Genomic DNA, 16065 nt, shown 5'->3' with positions numbered 1-16065 from the left:
CCCAGCCGCTCGTCATGTGGGGCCGCATAGGATGGACACCGTGACGAGCTTGACGGATGCCCCGCGAATCGACCTCGGCATGCCTCGGATCCCGAGCGTGCGCGGCCGGCTCAAGGATATCCCCGTGCAAGGACGCAAGCGGGTGCTGCTGGCAGCCCCGCGCGGTTACTGCGCGGGCGTCGACCGCGCGGTCATCGCCGTCGAGAAGGCGCTCGAGCACTACGGGGCGCCCGTGTACGTGCGCAAGCAGATCGTGCACAACATCCACGTCGTCACCGAGCTCGAGAAGCAGGGCGCGATCTTCGTCGAGGAGGTCGACGAGGTCCCCGAGGGCGCCCACGTCGTCTTCAGCGCGCACGGCGTCTCGCCCGCGGTCGTCAACTCCGCCGCCGAGCGGGGCCTGCACGCGATCGACGCGACCTGCCCGCTCGTGACGAAGGTGCACCGCGAGGCCGTGCGCTTCGCGCGCGACGACTTCGAGATCCTCCTCATCGGCCACGAGGGCCATGAAGAGGTCGAGGGCACCGCCGGCGAGGCGCCCGACCACGTCACGCTCGTGAACAGCCCCGACGACGTGCCCAACATCGACGTGCGCGACCCCGACAAGGTCGTCTGGCTCTCGCAGACCACCCTCAGCGTCGACGAGACCATGGAGACCGTGCGACGCCTGCGCGAGCGGTTCCCGAACCTGCAGGATCCGCCCTCCGACGACATCTGCTATGCGACGCAGAACCGGCAGGTCGCGATCAAGAAGGTCGCGCGCGGGTCCGACGTCGTGATCGTCGTCGGCTCGGCGAACTCGTCGAACAGCGTGCGCCTCGTCGAGGTCGCCCTCGAGTACGGCGCCAAGCGCGCCTATCGCGTCGACTACTCGACCGAGATCCGTCAGGAGTGGCTCGAGGGCGCCGAGACGGTCGGCGTGACGAGCGGCGCCTCGGTCCCCGAGGGGCTCGTCAAGGAGGTGCTCCTCGAACTCGAGGACGCCGGCTACGGCGAGGTCCAGGAGGTCAAGACGGCCGAGGAGGACCTGATGTTCTCGCTGCCGAAGGAGCTCCGCAAGGACCTGCAGGGCAACCGCGACGCGCGCGCCATCGGCGGCCGCGGCCGTCAGGCGAGCGCGTGAGCGCACCCGCCGGGCGGACCCGGGCCGTCAGGCCCCCGCTCCCGTGAGCACGCGCGCGTACTCCGGGTCGGACAGCAGGATCTGCGCCATCAGCACGTAGAACACGACGAAGGCCACCGCGCCGATCACGAGCGGGACCCAGAACGCGAGGCGCCGCGCGCGCAGGCGGCGCACCGACCAGGCCAGCGCGATGACCCACAGCACCAGCTGCACGATCGTGCCGAAGAGGATCAGCGACGGCACCTGCGGTCCGGGGACGAAGTCGCGCGCGGGCAGCTCGGTGCCGAGGATCTCGGCGGTCTGGCGGAACGTGTCCGTAGCGACCGATGGCAGCAGCGTGAGCAGCAGCGCGTTGTACGCGGCCCCGAAGAGCCCGATGACGAGCAGGATGATCGTCGCGATCGCGTCACCGCGTCGCACTCCCCGTCCGGCCGCCGCATCGGCCGAAGCGCTCGTCGGCGCCGCTCCGGCAGCGCCGTACGCGGGCGCGGGGGCGGATGCCGCGGCATCCGTTCGCTGCTCTGCCTGCGGCTGCCACGACCAGCCTTCGGGCGCGTACTCGCCGTACTGCGGACGAGGCCGCTCGTCGCGCGGCGGAGGGGGAGCCGCGCCGTCGGCCGGCTGCCCCTGCGCGTCGTTCCGTGCGGCCTCGTCCTGCGTCATCCGCTGCCCTACGCCGAGATCGACTTGCCGGCGGAACCGAGCTGGCGGGTGGAGTCGACCACGCGGGCGGCCATGGCCGTCTCGGCGACCTTGCCCCACGCGCGCGGGTCGTACTGCTTCTTGTTGCCGACCTCGCCGTCGACCTTCAGCACGCCGTCGTAGTTCGTGAACATGTAGCCGGCGATCGCGCGGGTGAACGCGTACTGCGTGTCGGTGTCGATGTTCATCTTCACGACGCCGTTGCGGACCGCCTCGGCGATCTCTTCGTCGGTCGAGCCCGAACCGCCGTGGAAGACGAGGTCGAGCGGCTTCTCGCCCGTGCCGTACTTCTCGGCGAGGCCGTCCTGGATCTCCTTGAGGAGCGCCGGGCGGAGCTTGACGTTGCCGGGCTTGTACACGCCGTGCACGTTGCCGAACGTGAGCGCGGCCATGTAGCGGCCCTGCTCGCCCAGGCCGAGCGCCTCGACGGCCGCGATCGCGTCGTTCAGGGTCGTGTAGAGCGCCTCGTTGGAACCCTCGTGCTTGACGCCGTCCTCCTCGCCGCCGACCACGCCGATCTCGACCTCGAGGATGGCGTCGATGTTCTTGAGCTTCGGCAGGATCGCCTTGGCGATCTCGAGGTTCTCGTCGAGCGGAACGGCCGACCCGTCCCACATGTGCGACTGGAAGATCGGGTTGCGACCCGCCTTGACCTCCTCCTCCGAGGCGGCGATGAGCGGGTACACGAAGCCGTCGAGCGCCTCCTTCGGGCAGTGGTCGGTGTGCAGCGCGACCGTCACGGGGTAGGCCTTCGCGACCTCGTGCGCGAACTTCGCGAACGCCAGCGCGCCCGCCGCGCGGGCCTTCACGGTGTGGCCGGCGAAGTAGTCGGCACCGCCCGTGGTGACCTGGATGATGCCGTCGGAGCCGGCCTCGGCGAGGCCCTGCAGCACCGCGTTGAGGGTCTGCGAGCTCGACACGTTGAATGCCGGGAACGCGAAGCCCTGGGCCTTGGCGGTGTCGAGCATCTGCGCGTACTGCTCGGGAGTTGCGATGGGCATGCCTTGCTCCTTCGGAAGTCGTTGGGTTGCGCACGAGTCTAGCGACGTGTCGAGGCAGCCTCAGATGCGAGACGGATGCCGCGGGCATCATCGGGCACGATGGACGGATGCCCTCGACGCCGCCCGACGACCACCCGCTCGCCCGCGCCCTCGCGGAGGCGACGCGTCTCGCGGCGGTCGCCGCCGCACCGCACGTCGGCTCCGGAGACCGCGACGCCGTCGACGGTGCGGCGGTCGCGGGCATGCGTGCGGCGCTCGCCGACGTCGAGGCCGACGGCAGGGTCGTCGTCGGCGAGGGCGAGAAGGACGACGCGCCCATGCTGCACCTCGGCGAGAGCTTCGGCACCGGACGCGGCCCGGCGATCGACATCGCGGTCGACCCCGTCGACGGGACGAGCCTCGCCGCGGCCGGGCTGCCGGGGGCGATGGCGATCATGGCGGTCGCGCCGCGCGGTGCGTTCCTCGACATCGGGCCGGCGCACTACATGGCCAAGCTCGTGAGCCGGGTGCCCGGGCTCGAGCTCGACGCACCGATCGGGGAGACGATCGGCCGGATCGCGACGGCGCGGGGCGTCCCGGTGATCGAGGTGCGCGTCGCCGTGCAGGACCGGCCGCGGAACGCCGCCGCGGCGCGCGCGGTCGCGGAGGCGGGCGCGTCGGTCGAGCCCTTCGCCCACGGCGACGTGGAGCGGTGCCTGCGTGCGGCGGGGCCCGACGGCGACCTCGACCTCGTCGTCGGTATCGGCGGCGCGCCCGAGGGCGTGCTCACGGCGGCGGCCGTGCGGGCGCTCGGCGGCTGGATGCAGGCGCGGCTCGCGCCGCAGTCGGCGAGCGAGTCCGATCGCCTCGTGGCGGCCGGGATCCCCGTCGAACGGGTCGCCGGACTCGACGAGCTGTGCGGTCCGGACGCGGCCGTGTACCTCACGGCCGTCACGCCCTGCGACCTTGGACCGGGACGGCGGCTCGCTCCCGGCGAGTCGTGGGGCCTCGGGTCCGCGCGGGCGTTCGGCCGATGACCTCGAGCTCCGATCCGGTGCCACCGGACGCGGCATCCGCTCGTTAAGAATCGCGGAACTTTCGTCCCGCTGAGACCGGATCCGCCCTGCCGCGGGCAACCCTCGTCAGTAGGCTCGAAGCGACGACCGTTTCGCGAGATCCGCTTCGGTCGCCGCATCCCACGACTCATGGAAGGCCCTGCGATGGCGAGCACCGAGACCGAAAGCCTCTACCTCCACCCCGACCGCAACATCGCACTCGAGCTGGTGCGTGCGACGGAGGCCGCCGCCATCCGCTCGTACCCCTGGATCGGGCGCGGCGACAAGATCGGCGCCGACCGCGCCGCGGTCGACGCGATGCGCGCCTTCCTCAGCACCGTCGACTTCGACGGCGTCGTCGTCATCGGCGAGGGCGAGAAGGACGAGGCGCCCATGCTCTTCAACGGCGAGCGCGTCGGCAACGGCCGCGGTCCCGCCTGCGACATCGCCGTCGACCCGATCGACGGCACGACCCTCACCGCCGAGGGCCGCCAGAACGCGCTCTCGGTCATCGCGGTGGCCGACCGCGGCACCATGCTCGACGCGTCGTCCGTCTTCTACATGGACAAGATCGTGACGGATGCCGCGGGGCACGGCGTCGTCGACATCCGCAAGCCCATCGGCGAGAACCTGCGCGCCCTCGCGAAGGCCAAGGGCCGCGACGTGTCGACGCTGCGCGTGGCCGTGCTGAACCGGCCGCGCCACCAGCAGCTCATCGAGGACATCCGCGCCACCGGCGCCGGCACGCGCCTGATCAGCGACGGCGACGTCGCGGGCGGCATCAACGCGGCCCGGTACGAGTCGCGCATCGACATGTGCGTCGGCATCGGCGGCAGCCCGGAGGGCATCACGACGGCGTGCGCGATCAAGGCGCTCGGCGGGTTCATGCAGGGCCGCCTCGCGCCGAAGGACGACGAGGAGCGCGCCCAGGGCGAGGCCGCCGGGCTCGACTGCGACCGGGTGTACGAGCTCGACGACCTGGTCCGGGGCGACAACACGTTCTTCGTCGCCACCGGCGTCACCGACGGCGAGCTCGTCGACGGCGTGCGCAAGAAGGGCCCGATCATCCGCACGGAGTCGATCGTGCTGCGCGGCAAGTCGGGCACGATCCGGCGCGTGCGCGCCGACCACCTCGTCGAGAAGTGGCTCGACGAAGAGGACCGCTGAGCGAGTCATGTCCGTCGACGTGACGACCGAGGTCGTCATCGGTCGAGCGCCGGCGGAGGTCGCGGCCTACGCGGGCGACCCCGCGAACGCGCCGGAGTGGTACGCCGACATCGACGAGGTTCGGTGGGAGACCGACCCGCCGCTCCGGATCGGCTCGAAGCTGACGTTCGTCGCGCGATTCCTGGGTCGTCGACTCGAGTACACGTACGAGATCGTGGAGTTCGAGCCGGGATCGCGGATGGTCATGGCGACCGCGCAGGGGCCGTTCCCGATGGAGACCACCTACACGTGGGAACCGGTCGGGGAGGCGGCGACTCGGATGACGCTGCGCAACCGCGGCGAGCCGTCCGGGTTCGCCAGGGTGGCGGGAACCTTCATGGCTCGGGCGATGCGGAATGCGAACCGCGACGACCTCGCCGCCCTGAAGCGCATCCTCGAGGGGTGAGCGCGGCGGTGGACACTGCCGTCGGCGGAATCGCTTCCGGCGGATCGGCTGCGTGGCGCAGACTGAGCACGTGACTACCGAGACGCGGATGCCGCGGGCGCTGCGCCCGTTCACGTCCGGGCAGTACCGCCTGCTCGTCGTCGCGCTCACCGCGTCGCTGCTCTCGGCAGGGGCGTGGATCGTGGCCGCGGCCTGGCAGGTCATCGAGCTGGGAGGGACCCCGATCGACCTGTCGATCGTCGCGGTCGGCGCGAGCCTGGGGCTCGTCGCAGCGGTGCTCGTGGGCGGGGTCGTCGCCGACCGAGTGCCGCAGCGGCGGATCCTGCTCGTCATCGAGGTCGTGCGCGTCGTCGTGTTCGCGGTCGCGGGAACGCTCGCTGCCATGGCCGTGATCGAGGTGTGGCACCTCGCGGTGCTGTCATTCGCGCTCGGCGTCGCCGACGGGTTCTTCTACCCGGCGTACTCGGCCTGGCTTCCGGCCCTGATCCCGGCCGAGCAGCTGCTCGCCGCGAACGGCGTCGAGGGGGTGCTGCGACCGGTGGCGCAGAACGCGGCCGGTCCCGCCCTCGCCAGCGTGCTCATCGCGGTGCAGGGTCCCTGGCTGTCGTTCCTGGTGGTGGCCGGGCTCCAGGTGGTCGCGGTCGTGGGCCTCGCGCTCATGCGCACGACGGCGGTGCGCCGCGACCTCGCGGGGGCGGACACGCATCCGGTGCGACAGATGTTCGTGGACCTTCGGGACGGGGTCTCGTACCTGCTGCGCACGCGCTGGCTCTTCGCGACGCTCGCGTTCTCGATCCTGCTCGTGCTGGTCGTGATCGGCCCCATCGAGGTACTGATGCCGTTCGCGGTGCGCGACCAGGCCGGCGGTGGCGCGGGGGAGTTCGCCCTCGTGCTGGCGGCGTTCGGCATCGGCGGCGCGGTCGGCTCGCTGCTGGTGTCGTCGTTCCGCCTGCCGAGGCGCTACCTCACGCTCATGATCCTGGCGTGGGGATTCGGGTGCCTCCCCCTCGCGGTGATCGGCGTGACGCCGTGGCTGTGGGTGATGGTCGCGGCGACGTTCATCGTGGGGTTCCTGTTCGATGCTGCGCAGGTCGTGTGGGGGACGCTGCTGCAGCGCCGAGTGCCCCCGGCCATGCTCGGCCGGGTGTCGAGCCTGGACTTCTTCGTGTCTCTCGCGCTCATGCCCCTGTCGATGGCGATCGCCGGCCCGGTCGGGGAGTGGCTGGGGCTCGCGCCGGCCTTCCTGATCGCGGGCCTCGTGCCGCCGGTGCTGGCGATCGTGACGCTCGCGGCCGCACGCCTCGGCGCGGACGAACTCGCGCATCCGCTCGACGACGGGCCGATGGATGCCACGCCGGTGACCGGTGCCGAGGCGGCCGCGGGCTTCGCGCCGCCGATCGACGAGACGCACCGGCCCCAGGACCCCAGCGACTCGGCGCCGTCACGCGACCGTTCGACTTCGGACGGGTGAGCGGGTCTCAGTCGACGTCGACGCGGGTGTCGACCGATGCGCGGAGCGCGGGGTCGAGGTCGGCCTGTTCGTTGGAGACGAGCTCGTACGCCGTCAGTTCTCGAGGCGCCTCCTCGATGCCCTTGAGCGGCGCGAGGACCTTGGACTCGTCGAGGGCGCCCAGCTTGCGCGCGGTCGGCAGCACCTGGCGCTCGAGCGACCCGACGAAGGCGTTGTAGTCCTTGACGCTCCGCTCGATGGTTCGGCCCAGCTTCTCGATGTGACCGGCGGTGGTCGCGAGGCGGGAGTACAGCTCGCGACTGAGGTCGAACAGGGTCTTCGCCTCGTTCGTCAGCACGTCCTGCTGCCACGAGAACGCCACGGTCTTCAGCACCGACCAGAGGGTCACGGGCGAGGCCAGGGCGACGCGCTTGCCGAAGGCGAACTCCATGATCCCCGGGTCGGCCTCGAGCGCCGACGACACGAGCGATTCGCTCGGGATGAACGCGATCACCAGTTCCGGCGAGGCATCGAGCCCCGCCCAGTACGCCTTCGAACCGAGGGCCGTGATGTGCGCGCGCACCGCCTGCACGTGCTGCTTCATGAAGTCGGCGCGCCGGGCCCCGTCGGAGCCCGTCGCGGTCGCGGGGATCTGGCTCGCCTCGAGGTAGGCGTTGAACGGCACCTTCGCGTCGACGGCGATCGACTTGCCGCCGGGCAGGTGCACGACCATGTCGGGTCGGCCCGCGCCGGAGTCGCTCGAGATGCTGGACTGGACGTCGAAGTCGACGCGCTCGATGAGCCCGGCCGCCTCGACCACGCTGCGCAGCTGGGTCTCCCCCCACACGCCGCGCGTGCTGTTCGACCGCAGCGCGGAGGCGAGCGACTCGGCCGTCGCGCGCAGGCGCTCCTCGGATTCCGCCGCGGAGCGCAGCTGCTGGGCCAGTTCGCCGTGCTGCATCGTGCGCTGCGATTCGAGCTCGGTGACCTTGTGCTGCATCTCGCTCAGCGACTGCTTCACCGGCGCGAGGGCCTGGAGCACGCGGTGCTCGGCGGCATCGCGCGCCTCGCGCGCAGCGGCCTCGGCGCGCTGCCGCTCGACGAGCTCGCGGTACTGCTGCTGGGCGAGTTCGATCTGCTCGCGCAGGCCCTCGGTGCGGGCATGCGTCGCGGCGAGCTCTTCTCGAAGGAGTGCCTTGGCCGCCTCTTCGCCGGCGCGGACCTCGGCGATCGCCGCCTGGTGGCGCGCCTCGACGAGCGCCGGGTCCTCCACGGGCACGCCGGCGTCGTCGGCGCGGCGGGACGCCACGACGTGCATGACGAGGGCGCCGAGCGCACCGCCGACGAGGAGGCCGATGAGGAGCAGCAGGAGGTCCATGCCGCAAGTGTGGCAGCGGCCCCCGACATCCGCGTCGAGGCGACCCGGCAGGGCGGCATCCGCTCGAGCCGGCGGAGCGGACCGACGTCGGCGGCTACTGCAGCGCCATCGGCCCGTGCTGCGACGCTCGCTGCGCGGTGGCCGCGGGTCCGATCGCGCCGACCCGCACGCGGGTCACGTGCGCGAGTCGCTCGAGGTCGTCGACGTCGTGCCGCTTCGCCGCGTGGACGACGATCGCCGCGCACGCCTCGGCGTCGGCGAGCGCGTCGTGGTGCGAGAAGTCCTCGAACCCGGCGGCCATCGCGGCGACCGGCAGCCGGTACGAGTCGAGATGGTAGGTGCGGCGGGCGACCTGCAGGCTGCAGAGGTAGCGGAAGTCGGGCACCGCGAGCCCGAGCGCCTCGGAGGTCTTCGCGATCACGCCCATGTCGAAGCCCGCGTTGTGCGCGACCAGCCAGTCGTCGCCGGCGAACTCCCGCAGCCACGGCAGGTGCGCCTCCCACCCGGATGCGCTCGCCACCATCGCGGGGGTGATGCCGTGGATCCGCACGTTCCACGGCGAGAACTCGTCGTGCGGGAACGGCGGGCGGATGTAGCGGTGCTCGCGCTCGATCACGCGGCCGTCGGCGACCTTCACGAGCCCGATCGAGCAGGCCGAGGCGGCGGAGGAGTTGGCGGTCTCGAAGTCGATCGCGGTGAAGCTCACTGGCACGCGCCGATCGTCGCACGCTCCGACGACACCGCCGGGCGCGTCGACGGGCGCGTCGGCGAACCCGCGGCACGCGAATCGATGGTTGACGGATGCCGCGACGCGGGCGTGGAATGGCGGGGTGGACCATCCCGAGCAGGACCCGCACCTCGTCGTGAAGGACCCGGCCGACCCCGCGACGCGGGCCGCGGCGCGGTCGTTCGGCGCCGCGGCATCCGTCTACGGGACGGCCCGGCCCGGCTATCCGGTCGAGGCCGTCGCGTGGCTCGTCGGCGACGCGCGCCGCGTGCTCGACCTCGGCGCAGGCACGGGCAGGCTCACCGAGGCGCTCGTCGCGCTCGACCTCGACGTCATCGCCGTCGACCCGGTGGAGGAGATGCTCGAGGAGCTCGAGGTGCAGGTGCCCGGCGTGCCGCGGATCCTCGGCACCGCGGAGGACATCCCGATCGAGGACGCCTCGGTCGACGCCGTCGTCGCCGGGCAGGCGTGGCACTGGTTCATCCCCGAGCGCGCCGTTCCCGAGATCGCCCGCGTGCTGCGCCCCGGCGGCACGCTCGGCATCGTCTGGAACAGCCGCGACACGTCCGTCGGGTGGCTGCGCGAGGCGGGCGAGATCATGCACGAACGCCACGACGCGTCGGCGTCGTTCGAGGCGTACGTGAACGTGGGTCGGCCGTTCGGCCCGATCGAGGAGCACCGGGTCGACTGGGTCGAGCGGATGTCGCGCGCGAGGTTCCTCGACCTCGTGCGCTCCCGCAGCCACTGGATCACGGCGCCGCCCGCCGAGCAGCGCGCCGTGATCGCCGCGATCGAGACGCTGCTCGACACGCACCCGGATGTCGCCGGTGCGGAGGAGCTCGCCGTGCCCTACGTCACGCGGTGCTTCCGAGCACGGCGCCAATGATCCGGCGCGTCGGCTCGGCGGCGTACTGACGCACCGGCCGGGCGGGGACCGCGGCGTTGACGCGCGCGACGCCGGTCTGGTCGTGGTCGTCGGACCCGATCACCTCGACGGTGAGCCGCAGCGTCGCAAGCGGCTCGTCGTCGTCGCCGCGGATCACGACCGACACGTCACCGGGCCCTCGGGCCACGCCGACGAGGCGGAACGTCGCCTGGGCGGTCCCGCCGGGGGAGAGGCGCAGGGTACGCGTCCGGCGGCCGCCGAGGGCGACCTTGAGGCCCCGCGGCACCACGGTCAGCGACAGGCGCCGGGCAACGGGCTCGGGCCCGGGGGCGGTCGGTGCCGCGCCATCCGTCGCCGGGGGCGATGCGAGCGGCACCGCGGTGAGCACGACCCGCAGCACGGTCGACGCCCCCGAGCAGACGATCGGCTTGACCTGCGCCTCCGCGTGCGCCTCGACGGCGGCACGTCCCTCCTGCAGCATCCGAACCCCTTCCCCGGTGTGTGCGCCGTGCGCAGTCGAGCGGGGAGCCGATCCCCGCCCGAGCGACAGTAGGTCGTGGCATCCGTCGCCGCATCAGGGACCGCACCGAGGGCGGCGGGGGACAGCGGGGTACGATAGACCCCCGTGGCTCTCACCATCGGAATCGTCGGACTCCCGAACGTCGGCAAGTCGACCCTCTTCAACGCCCTCACCAAGAACCAGGTGCTCGCCGCGAACTACCCGTTCGCGACCATCGAGCCCAACGTGGGCGTGGTGAGCCTGCCCGACCCCCGGCTCGAGGTGCTCGCGAAGATCTTCGGCTCCGAGCGGATCCTGCCCGCCGCCGTGTCGTTCGTCGACATCGCCGGCATCGTGAAGGGCGCTTCGGAGGGCGAGGGGCTCGGCAACAAGTTCCTCGCGAACATCCGCGAGGCCGACGCGATCGCGCAGGTCGTGCGCGGGTTCGAGGACTCCGACGTCGTGCACGTCGAGGGCACGGTCGACCCGAAGAACGACATGGAGACGATCAACACCGAGCTGATCCTCGCCGACCTCGAGACCCTCGAGCGCGCCATCACGCGCTACGAGAAGGAGGTCAAGGGCAAGAAGCTCGACCCGTCGGTGCTCGCTGCCGCGAAGGAGGCGCAGGAGGTGCTGCAGAAGGGCACGCCCCTGTCCGCGGCATCCGTCGACCTCGAACCCATCGCCGAGCTCGGCCTGCTGACGGCGAAGCCCTTCATCTACGTCTTCAACGTCGACGAGGCGGTGTTGACGGATGCCGCCCGCAAGGCGGAACTCGCCGCCCTCGTCGCCCCCGCCGAGGCGGTCTTCCTCGACGCGAAGATCGAGTCGGAGCTCATCGACCTCGACCCCGAGGACGCCGCCGAGCTGCTCGCGTCGACCGGTCAGGAGGAGTCGGGCCTCGACCAGCTCGCCCGCGTCGGCTTCCACACGCTCGGCCTGCAGACCTACCTCACCGCCGGCCCGAAGGAATCGCGCGCCTGGACCATCCGCACGGGCTGGAAGGCCCCGCAGGCCGCCGGGGTCATCCACACCGACTTCGAGAAGGGCTTCATCAAGGCCGAAGTCATCTCGTTCGACGACCTCGTCGCGACCGGCTCGGTCGCCGAGGCCCGCGCCAAGGGCAAGGCCCGCATGGAGGGCAAGGACTACGTCATGCAGGACGGCGACGTGGTGGAGTTCCGCTTCAACGTGTGAGTCGGTGCACCTGCGCAGGTCAGTGGGGCCGTAGCGGCTCCCAGTCCGCACGCAGTCCGTGAGGACTCGTCGCTCATCCGGCCGGCAGCGGTTGTGTCCATCCGTTGAGCGAGGCAACCTGCGAGACCGGGAGGCGACGCGCGGGCCGAAGGGTGTCGCCGAGCAGATACCCCACGGGGATGAGTGCGCACTGGCTGACGTTCGGCGGGATCCCGAGGATCTCGGCTACGTCAGCTTCGTACACGAGGTGGAGCGTGGTGAGGCTGCTGCCCAGCCCCCGGGTCCGTGCCGCCAGCATGAACGACCAGGTGGCCGGGAGGATCGACCCGAACATGGCCGCCGTCGCCGCATGCGAAAGGGTCTCCGACCTGCCCTCGATGCACGGGATGACGTGGACGGGGACCTCGTGGAAGTGGTCGGCGAGGTACTGCGCCGAGTCGATCACCGCATCCTTGCGTTGCTGCCGGGGGTCCTCTTGCGCGTAGTCCCAGCGTTGCGCGGCCTTGTATGCGGCCCAGGACCGCCGGTAGTGGTCCGCGATCTGCGCCTTCTTCTCCGGGTCGGTCACGACGACGAATTGCCATCTCTGACGATTGCCCGCCGAAGGAGCCTGGAGCGCGACCTCGATGCACTCGGCGATGAGCTCCAGCGGGACCGTCCGCCCCAGGTCGATGCGCTTGCGTACGGCCCGGGTGGTCGTCAGGACTTCTTCGGCATCCACGCTCAGGTCCCCCCGCTCGGCGGATCGGTCCAGCTCCCGGAGCGTACCATTCCACACCGGGCCCCCTTGCCGGCGGCCCGAGGCGGAATCCGCCGGCGGTGCCGTCTGTGCGCGCTCCGCGTCCACCGACGGTGAGGGCGAGCCGTGCGCACCATGTCCGGACGCGTCCGATGGCTGCCGATGTCGGCCGCTCGACTTCTGATGCCGACGGCCGCCCGTGCCACGGTCAGGCGAGCGGGCTGATCACCGTCACCCGGAACGGCTCGGCCATGAGCTCGGCCAACGGGTCGAACACGCCGGTGGCCATGGCCTCCTCCAGGTGCTCCATCCGGGCCTCGATCGAATCCCAGTCCGCGATCTCGACGAGCATGTCGGGGTCGTCGAGCACCTCGTAGCGCGTGCTGCCGAGGAAGCCGCGGCGGTCGCGGCCCTGGCTGGCGACGATGTCGTCGAGCAGGCGCTTGAGCTCGCCCCGATCGCCGGGCCGGGCCTTCATCTCGATGATCACCTTGATGGCCATGTCACCGGCTCCTTCCCTCGGACGTCCGCTGCACACCGCGGCGCTGCTCGGAGCCTACGCCGGTGGGCGAGCCCGGGCGGGGTGGGATTCGTCGAAACGCGGGCGGCCCGTGCAAGACTCGCCTCGATCGCGACACAGACAGGTCGTGACGACCGCCAGCACCGACGCCGCAGCCGACGACACGACCCAGGGGGTGCCGATGCCCGACCGTGCCGAGCCGACGACGGGGGACGCCGGCGACGATGCCCTGGCCTGGTTCACCGGGGTGGTGCGCGAGCACTCGACGGCGATCGTGAAGTACTTCTCCCGGCGTGGTCCGCGGCAGGACGCCGAGGATCTCGCGGCCGAGGTGTTCGCGACCGCGTGGCGTCGACGAGACGACGTGCCGCGCGAGGCCGTGCTGCCGTGGCTGTACCGCACTGCCGGGTTCACGCTCGCGAACCACCGGCGCAAGCTGGTCGACCTGCCGGTCGACCACGTGCCCGAGACGGCCGAGGTGCGCGTCGCCGAGGACCCGGAGCTGAGCGCCCTGTTCGACGACGAGCTCCGCGGCGCGCTCCTGAGCGTCGGCGACCGCGACCGGCGCATCCTGCTCCTGCACGCGTGGGAGGGGCTCGACGGCGAGGAACTCGCCGCGGTGCTCGGCATCTCCCGGTCGGGTGCGGACGCTGCGCTCTCCCGCGCACGCAAGCGCCTCCGCGAGGCGTGGGGCGAGCGGATGTCGTTCTGACCCTCCGCCGAGTGCAAGGTTCCGTGCTCGCGGCACACAGGCATGGTGAGAGCGGATGTCACGGAGGGTGATCCACATGAACGACGACGAGCAGCGCGACCCGCTGGAGCGACTGCGTGCCGCCGACCCTGCCGCCGGCGTCGAGCCGCGGGACGGATTCGCCGACGAGGTCGTCGCGCGGGCCACGGACGATTCCGCGACGGATGCCGCACCCGTCACCGACCTCGGCGCGGAGCGCGAGCGGCGACGCCCGGCCTGGATCCCGGCGGCCGCCGCGGCTGCAGCGATCGTCGTGGTCGGCGCGGTCGGCGCGGTCGGATACGGCATCGGCTCGACGACCGGAGGAGCGGTGAACCTCGCCGACGGCGCAGCGCCACCGATCTCGCTCGAGAGCGGGGCCGACGCCGGCATGGCCGAGCAGGGCATGATGCCCGAGCCCTCGACCGACGATCTCACGATGTCGGCGCCGGACCGGACCGGAATGATCTGGCCGCCCTACGGCGGCGGCCGCAATTCGTTCAGTGCGTCGGGACTCTCGACGGAGGACGGCACGGCGGCCGCCTACGGATTCGACGCACGCGCGGCATCCACTGCCGACACCGTTGCGGACCTCGCTGCGGCGCTCGGCGTCGAGGGGACGCCGCAGCTCGTGGACGGCTCGTGGACGGTCGGGCCCCAGGACGGCACCGGTCCGACCCTCGGCGTCTCGCTCGACGGCACGCTGGGGTTCTGGTACTCCGACCCGCGACTCAACCCGTGGGAGTGCGAGGTCGAGCCGGACAGCGGCGCGGAGGCATGCGAGCCGAGCGGTGACCTCCCGAGCGAGCAGGCGGCGGTCGACGCGCTGCGCTCGCTGCTGGCGTCGACCGGACGCGACCCCGGCGGGTACGAGTTCACCTCGGAGACGTGGGAGGGCGCAGTGACCCGGCCGGCCCAGGGGTGGCCCGTCGTCGACGGGCAGCGCGTCGACCAGGCGTGGAGCATCGAGCTCGCCGATGAGGGCATGGTGAGCGCGTCGGGTGCGCTCGCGGAGCTCGTCGAGCTGGGGGAGTACCCCGTCGTGAGCGAGCAGGAGGCGTTCGAGCGGCTCTCCGACCCTCGGTTCGGCGCGCAGATGACGATCATGCCGGCCGCGGTGCGCGACGAGGCCGTCACGACCGAGGAGTGGGTGCCGCCGACCGAGCCGCCGGCTGCGCCGAGCCCCGGCACGTCGGTGTCGTGGCCGGTGAACGACGTCGAGATCGTCGAGGCGCGGCTCGGGCTCGCGAGCCAGTGGCAGCCCGACGGCAGCGTGCTCGTCGTGCCCGCCTACGAGTTCACCGACGCCGACGGCGGAACCTGGTCGGTCATCGCCGTGGCCGACTCGAAGCTGGACTTCTCCACGGAATAGGCCTGTCGCCGCAGGTGCGGTCGTGACTAGGGTCGAGGCATCCCGCGACGGCGCGGGGAGTCAGGAGCCGGCCATGCACGACCACGCCACGCACGATCACGTCTACCGCGTCACCGAGATCGTCGGGACCTCGCACGAGGGCACCGATGCCGCCATCCGGAATGCCATCAACCGAGCGTCCGCGACGCTCCGTCACCTCGACTGGTTCGAGGTGGTGTCGACCCGCGGCCACGTCGAGGACGGCGGCGTCGCGCACTTCCAGGTCACGCTGAAGGTCGGGTTCCGGCTCGAGGACTGAGGCCGGCCCGCCGCGAGGGCTCGCGTCAGCGCTGCGGGGTCTCGTCGCGGAGGCGGGGCTCGGTGCGCAGCTCCGGGCGGAGGCCTGCCTTGTCGGCGTAGAACGCGCGGATGCGATCCATGTCGCCGGCGACGTCGCCGGTGAGTTCGAACGTGGGGCCGAGGCCGGTGGTCATCGTCGTGCGGTCGACGAAGCCGAGCGTGATCGGCATCCCGGTCTCGCGGGCGATCCGGTAGAAGCCGGACTTCCAGTACTCGTTCGAGCCGCGGGTGCCGTCCGGGGTCACGACCAGCCCGAAGACCTCGCCCGCGCGGATGCGCTCGACGACCTCGGTGACCACGCGGCTCGGATCGTCGCGGTCGACCGGGATGCCGCCGAGCGCGCGCATGATCGGCCCGCGCCATCCGCTGAACAGGCTCTTCTTGCCGAGCCAGCGGATGTCGATGCCGCGACGCCACGCGATGCCGAGCATGAGCACGAAGTCCCAGTTCGACGTGTGGGGGGCACCGATGAGCACGGACGGGCGGGCCGGCGCCGGCTCGCCCGCGAGGGTCCACCGGCTGCAGGCCCAGTAGACGCGCGAGACGAGTCGTCGGAGCATCCGGCCACCGTACGTCACCGCGCATGCCCTGCGGGGCATGGGGATCCGTCGACCGCGTGCCGTGAGGGTCGAGGGCACGACTGCGGGTCGCGTCATCCGATGCCGCCGACACGCCGCATCGCCTCCGCAGTGCACGATCCCGGTCGGCGTATTCTGAGCGGTTCAAGACAAACGTTCAACGTGAACTTCACAG

Annotated in this window: 18 protein-coding genes; 10 read left to right on the top strand and 8 right to left on the bottom strand. The window is 71.8% G+C overall.

Translation table 11 applies throughout. The features are described 5' to 3' along the window. Window positions 1-79: 79 nt before the first annotated feature. Window positions 80-1123, top strand: coding sequence for a 4-hydroxy-3-methylbut-2-enyl diphosphate reductase (locus ACULK4_RS12220; protein ID WP_445964723.1), 1044 nt, complete (start codon window positions 80-82; stop codon window positions 1121-1123). Between the two features lie 27 nt (window positions 1124-1150). Here the strand turns inward: ACULK4_RS12220 and ACULK4_RS12215 are convergent, their stop codons facing one another. Then, window positions 1151-1786, bottom strand: a complete 636-nt coding sequence (locus tag ACULK4_RS12215) for a DUF6264 family protein (protein ID WP_445964682.1) — start codon at window positions 1784-1786, stop codon at window positions 1151-1153. Window positions 1787-1794: 8 nt separating this feature from the next. Then, window positions 1795-2826 carry a class II fructose-bisphosphate aldolase gene (gene fbaA, locus ACULK4_RS12210; RefSeq protein WP_445964681.1) on the bottom strand — a complete coding sequence of 344 codons (1032 nt, stop codon included), beginning with the start codon at window positions 2824-2826 and terminating at the stop codon, window positions 1795-1797. Window positions 2827-2933: 107 nt separating this feature from the next. Here fbaA and ACULK4_RS12205 point away from each other — a divergent pair, with 107 nt between their 5' ends. The 4 genes from ACULK4_RS12205 (at window position 2934) to ACULK4_RS12190 (ending at window position 6943) form a co-directional block, all read left to right on the top strand. Further along, window positions 2934-3842 carry a fructose-bisphosphatase class II gene (locus ACULK4_RS12205; protein ID WP_445964680.1) on the top strand — a complete coding sequence of 303 codons (909 nt, stop codon included), beginning with the start codon at window positions 2934-2936 and terminating at the stop codon, window positions 3840-3842. 183 nt (window positions 3843-4025) lie between these two features. Further along, window positions 4026-5027, top strand: a complete 1002-nt coding sequence (gene glpX / locus ACULK4_RS12200) for a class II fructose-bisphosphatase (RefSeq protein ID WP_445964679.1) — start codon at window positions 4026-4028, stop codon at window positions 5025-5027. Window positions 5028-5034: 7 nt separating this feature from the next. Continuing rightward, window positions 5035-5472 (top strand): SRPBCC family protein, encoded by a 438-nt coding sequence (locus ACULK4_RS12195; RefSeq protein WP_445964678.1) that lies wholly within the window; start codon window positions 5035-5037, stop codon window positions 5470-5472. Between the two features lie 88 nt (window positions 5473-5560). Continuing rightward, window positions 5561-6943 (top strand): MFS transporter, encoded by a 1383-nt coding sequence (locus ACULK4_RS12190; RefSeq protein WP_445964722.1) that lies wholly within the window; start codon window positions 5561-5563, stop codon window positions 6941-6943. Window positions 6944-6950: 7 nt separating this feature from the next. Here the strand turns inward: ACULK4_RS12190 and ACULK4_RS12185 are convergent, their stop codons facing one another. Together ACULK4_RS12185 and ACULK4_RS12180 are read right to left on the bottom strand one after the other, a co-directional pair. Continuing rightward, window positions 6951-8300, bottom strand: coding sequence for a DNA recombination protein RmuC (locus ACULK4_RS12185; RefSeq protein WP_445964677.1), 1350 nt, complete (start codon window positions 8298-8300; stop codon window positions 6951-6953). Between the two features lie 94 nt (window positions 8301-8394). Further along, window positions 8395-9012, bottom strand: coding sequence for an exonuclease domain-containing protein (locus ACULK4_RS12180; RefSeq protein ID WP_445964676.1), 618 nt, complete (start codon window positions 9010-9012; stop codon window positions 8395-8397). 118 nt (window positions 9013-9130) lie between these two features. On the opposite strand from ACULK4_RS12180, the gene ACULK4_RS12175 reads away from it, so the two are divergent. After that, window positions 9131-9913: a class I SAM-dependent methyltransferase gene (locus ACULK4_RS12175; protein ID WP_445964675.1), complete on the top strand. Its 783-nt coding sequence runs from the start codon at window positions 9131-9133 to the stop codon at window positions 9911-9913. Here the strand turns inward: ACULK4_RS12175 and ACULK4_RS12170 are convergent. Then, window positions 9882-10394 (bottom strand): DUF7363 domain-containing protein, encoded by a 513-nt coding sequence (locus ACULK4_RS12170; protein ID WP_445964674.1) that lies wholly within the window; start codon window positions 10392-10394, stop codon window positions 9882-9884. The two genes, ACULK4_RS12175 and ACULK4_RS12170, sit on opposite strands and share 32 nt — an antisense overlap. 144 nt (window positions 10395-10538) lie before the next feature. Between ACULK4_RS12170 and ychF the strand changes: the two genes are divergently transcribed. Further along, on the top strand, window positions 10539-11612 hold the full coding sequence (gene ychF / locus ACULK4_RS12165; RefSeq protein ID WP_445964673.1) for a redox-regulated ATPase YchF: 1074 nt from the start codon (window positions 10539-10541) through the stop codon (window positions 11610-11612). 73 nt (window positions 11613-11685) lie between these two features. Here the strand turns inward: ychF and ACULK4_RS12160 are convergent, their stop codons facing one another. Beyond that, complete coding sequence (locus tag ACULK4_RS12160) at window positions 11686-12459, bottom strand: nitroreductase family protein (RefSeq protein ID WP_445964672.1); 774 nt, start codon at window positions 12457-12459, stop codon at window positions 11686-11688. Window positions 12460-12559: 100 nt separating this feature from the next. Further along, window positions 12560-12853 carry a putative quinol monooxygenase gene (locus ACULK4_RS12155; RefSeq protein ID WP_445964671.1) on the bottom strand — a complete coding sequence of 98 codons (294 nt, stop codon included), beginning with the start codon at window positions 12851-12853 and terminating at the stop codon, window positions 12560-12562. A gap of 145 nt (window positions 12854-12998) precedes the next feature. Between ACULK4_RS12155 and ACULK4_RS12150 the strand changes: the two genes are divergently transcribed. The 3 genes from ACULK4_RS12150 to ACULK4_RS12140 all read left to right on the top strand — a co-directional run bounded on the left by ACULK4_RS12150 (window position 12999) and on the right by ACULK4_RS12140 (window position 15271). Beyond that, entirely contained in the window at window positions 12999-13583 is a 585-nt protein-coding gene (locus tag ACULK4_RS12150; RefSeq protein ID WP_445964670.1) for an RNA polymerase sigma factor, read from the top strand. A 76-nt stretch (window positions 13584-13659) separates the two neighbouring features. Further along, window positions 13660-14973 carry a hypothetical protein gene (locus tag ACULK4_RS12145; protein ID WP_445964669.1) on the top strand — a complete coding sequence of 438 codons (1314 nt, stop codon included), beginning with the start codon at window positions 13660-13662 and terminating at the stop codon, window positions 14971-14973. A 73-nt stretch (window positions 14974-15046) separates the two neighbouring features. Further along, window positions 15047-15271: a dodecin gene (locus ACULK4_RS12140; protein ID WP_445964668.1), complete on the top strand. Its 225-nt coding sequence runs from the start codon at window positions 15047-15049 to the stop codon at window positions 15269-15271. A gap of 25 nt (window positions 15272-15296) precedes the next feature. On the opposite strand, the gene ACULK4_RS12135 is transcribed toward ACULK4_RS12140, so the two are convergent. Further along, window positions 15297-15872, bottom strand: coding sequence for a 1-acyl-sn-glycerol-3-phosphate acyltransferase (locus tag ACULK4_RS12135; protein ID WP_445964667.1), 576 nt, complete (start codon window positions 15870-15872; stop codon window positions 15297-15299). Window positions 15873-16065 lie beyond the last annotated feature (193 nt).

Source organism: Agromyces selenitireducens, assembly GCF_052748465.2.
This window is presented reverse-complemented; position numbering and strand designations above follow the sequence as displayed.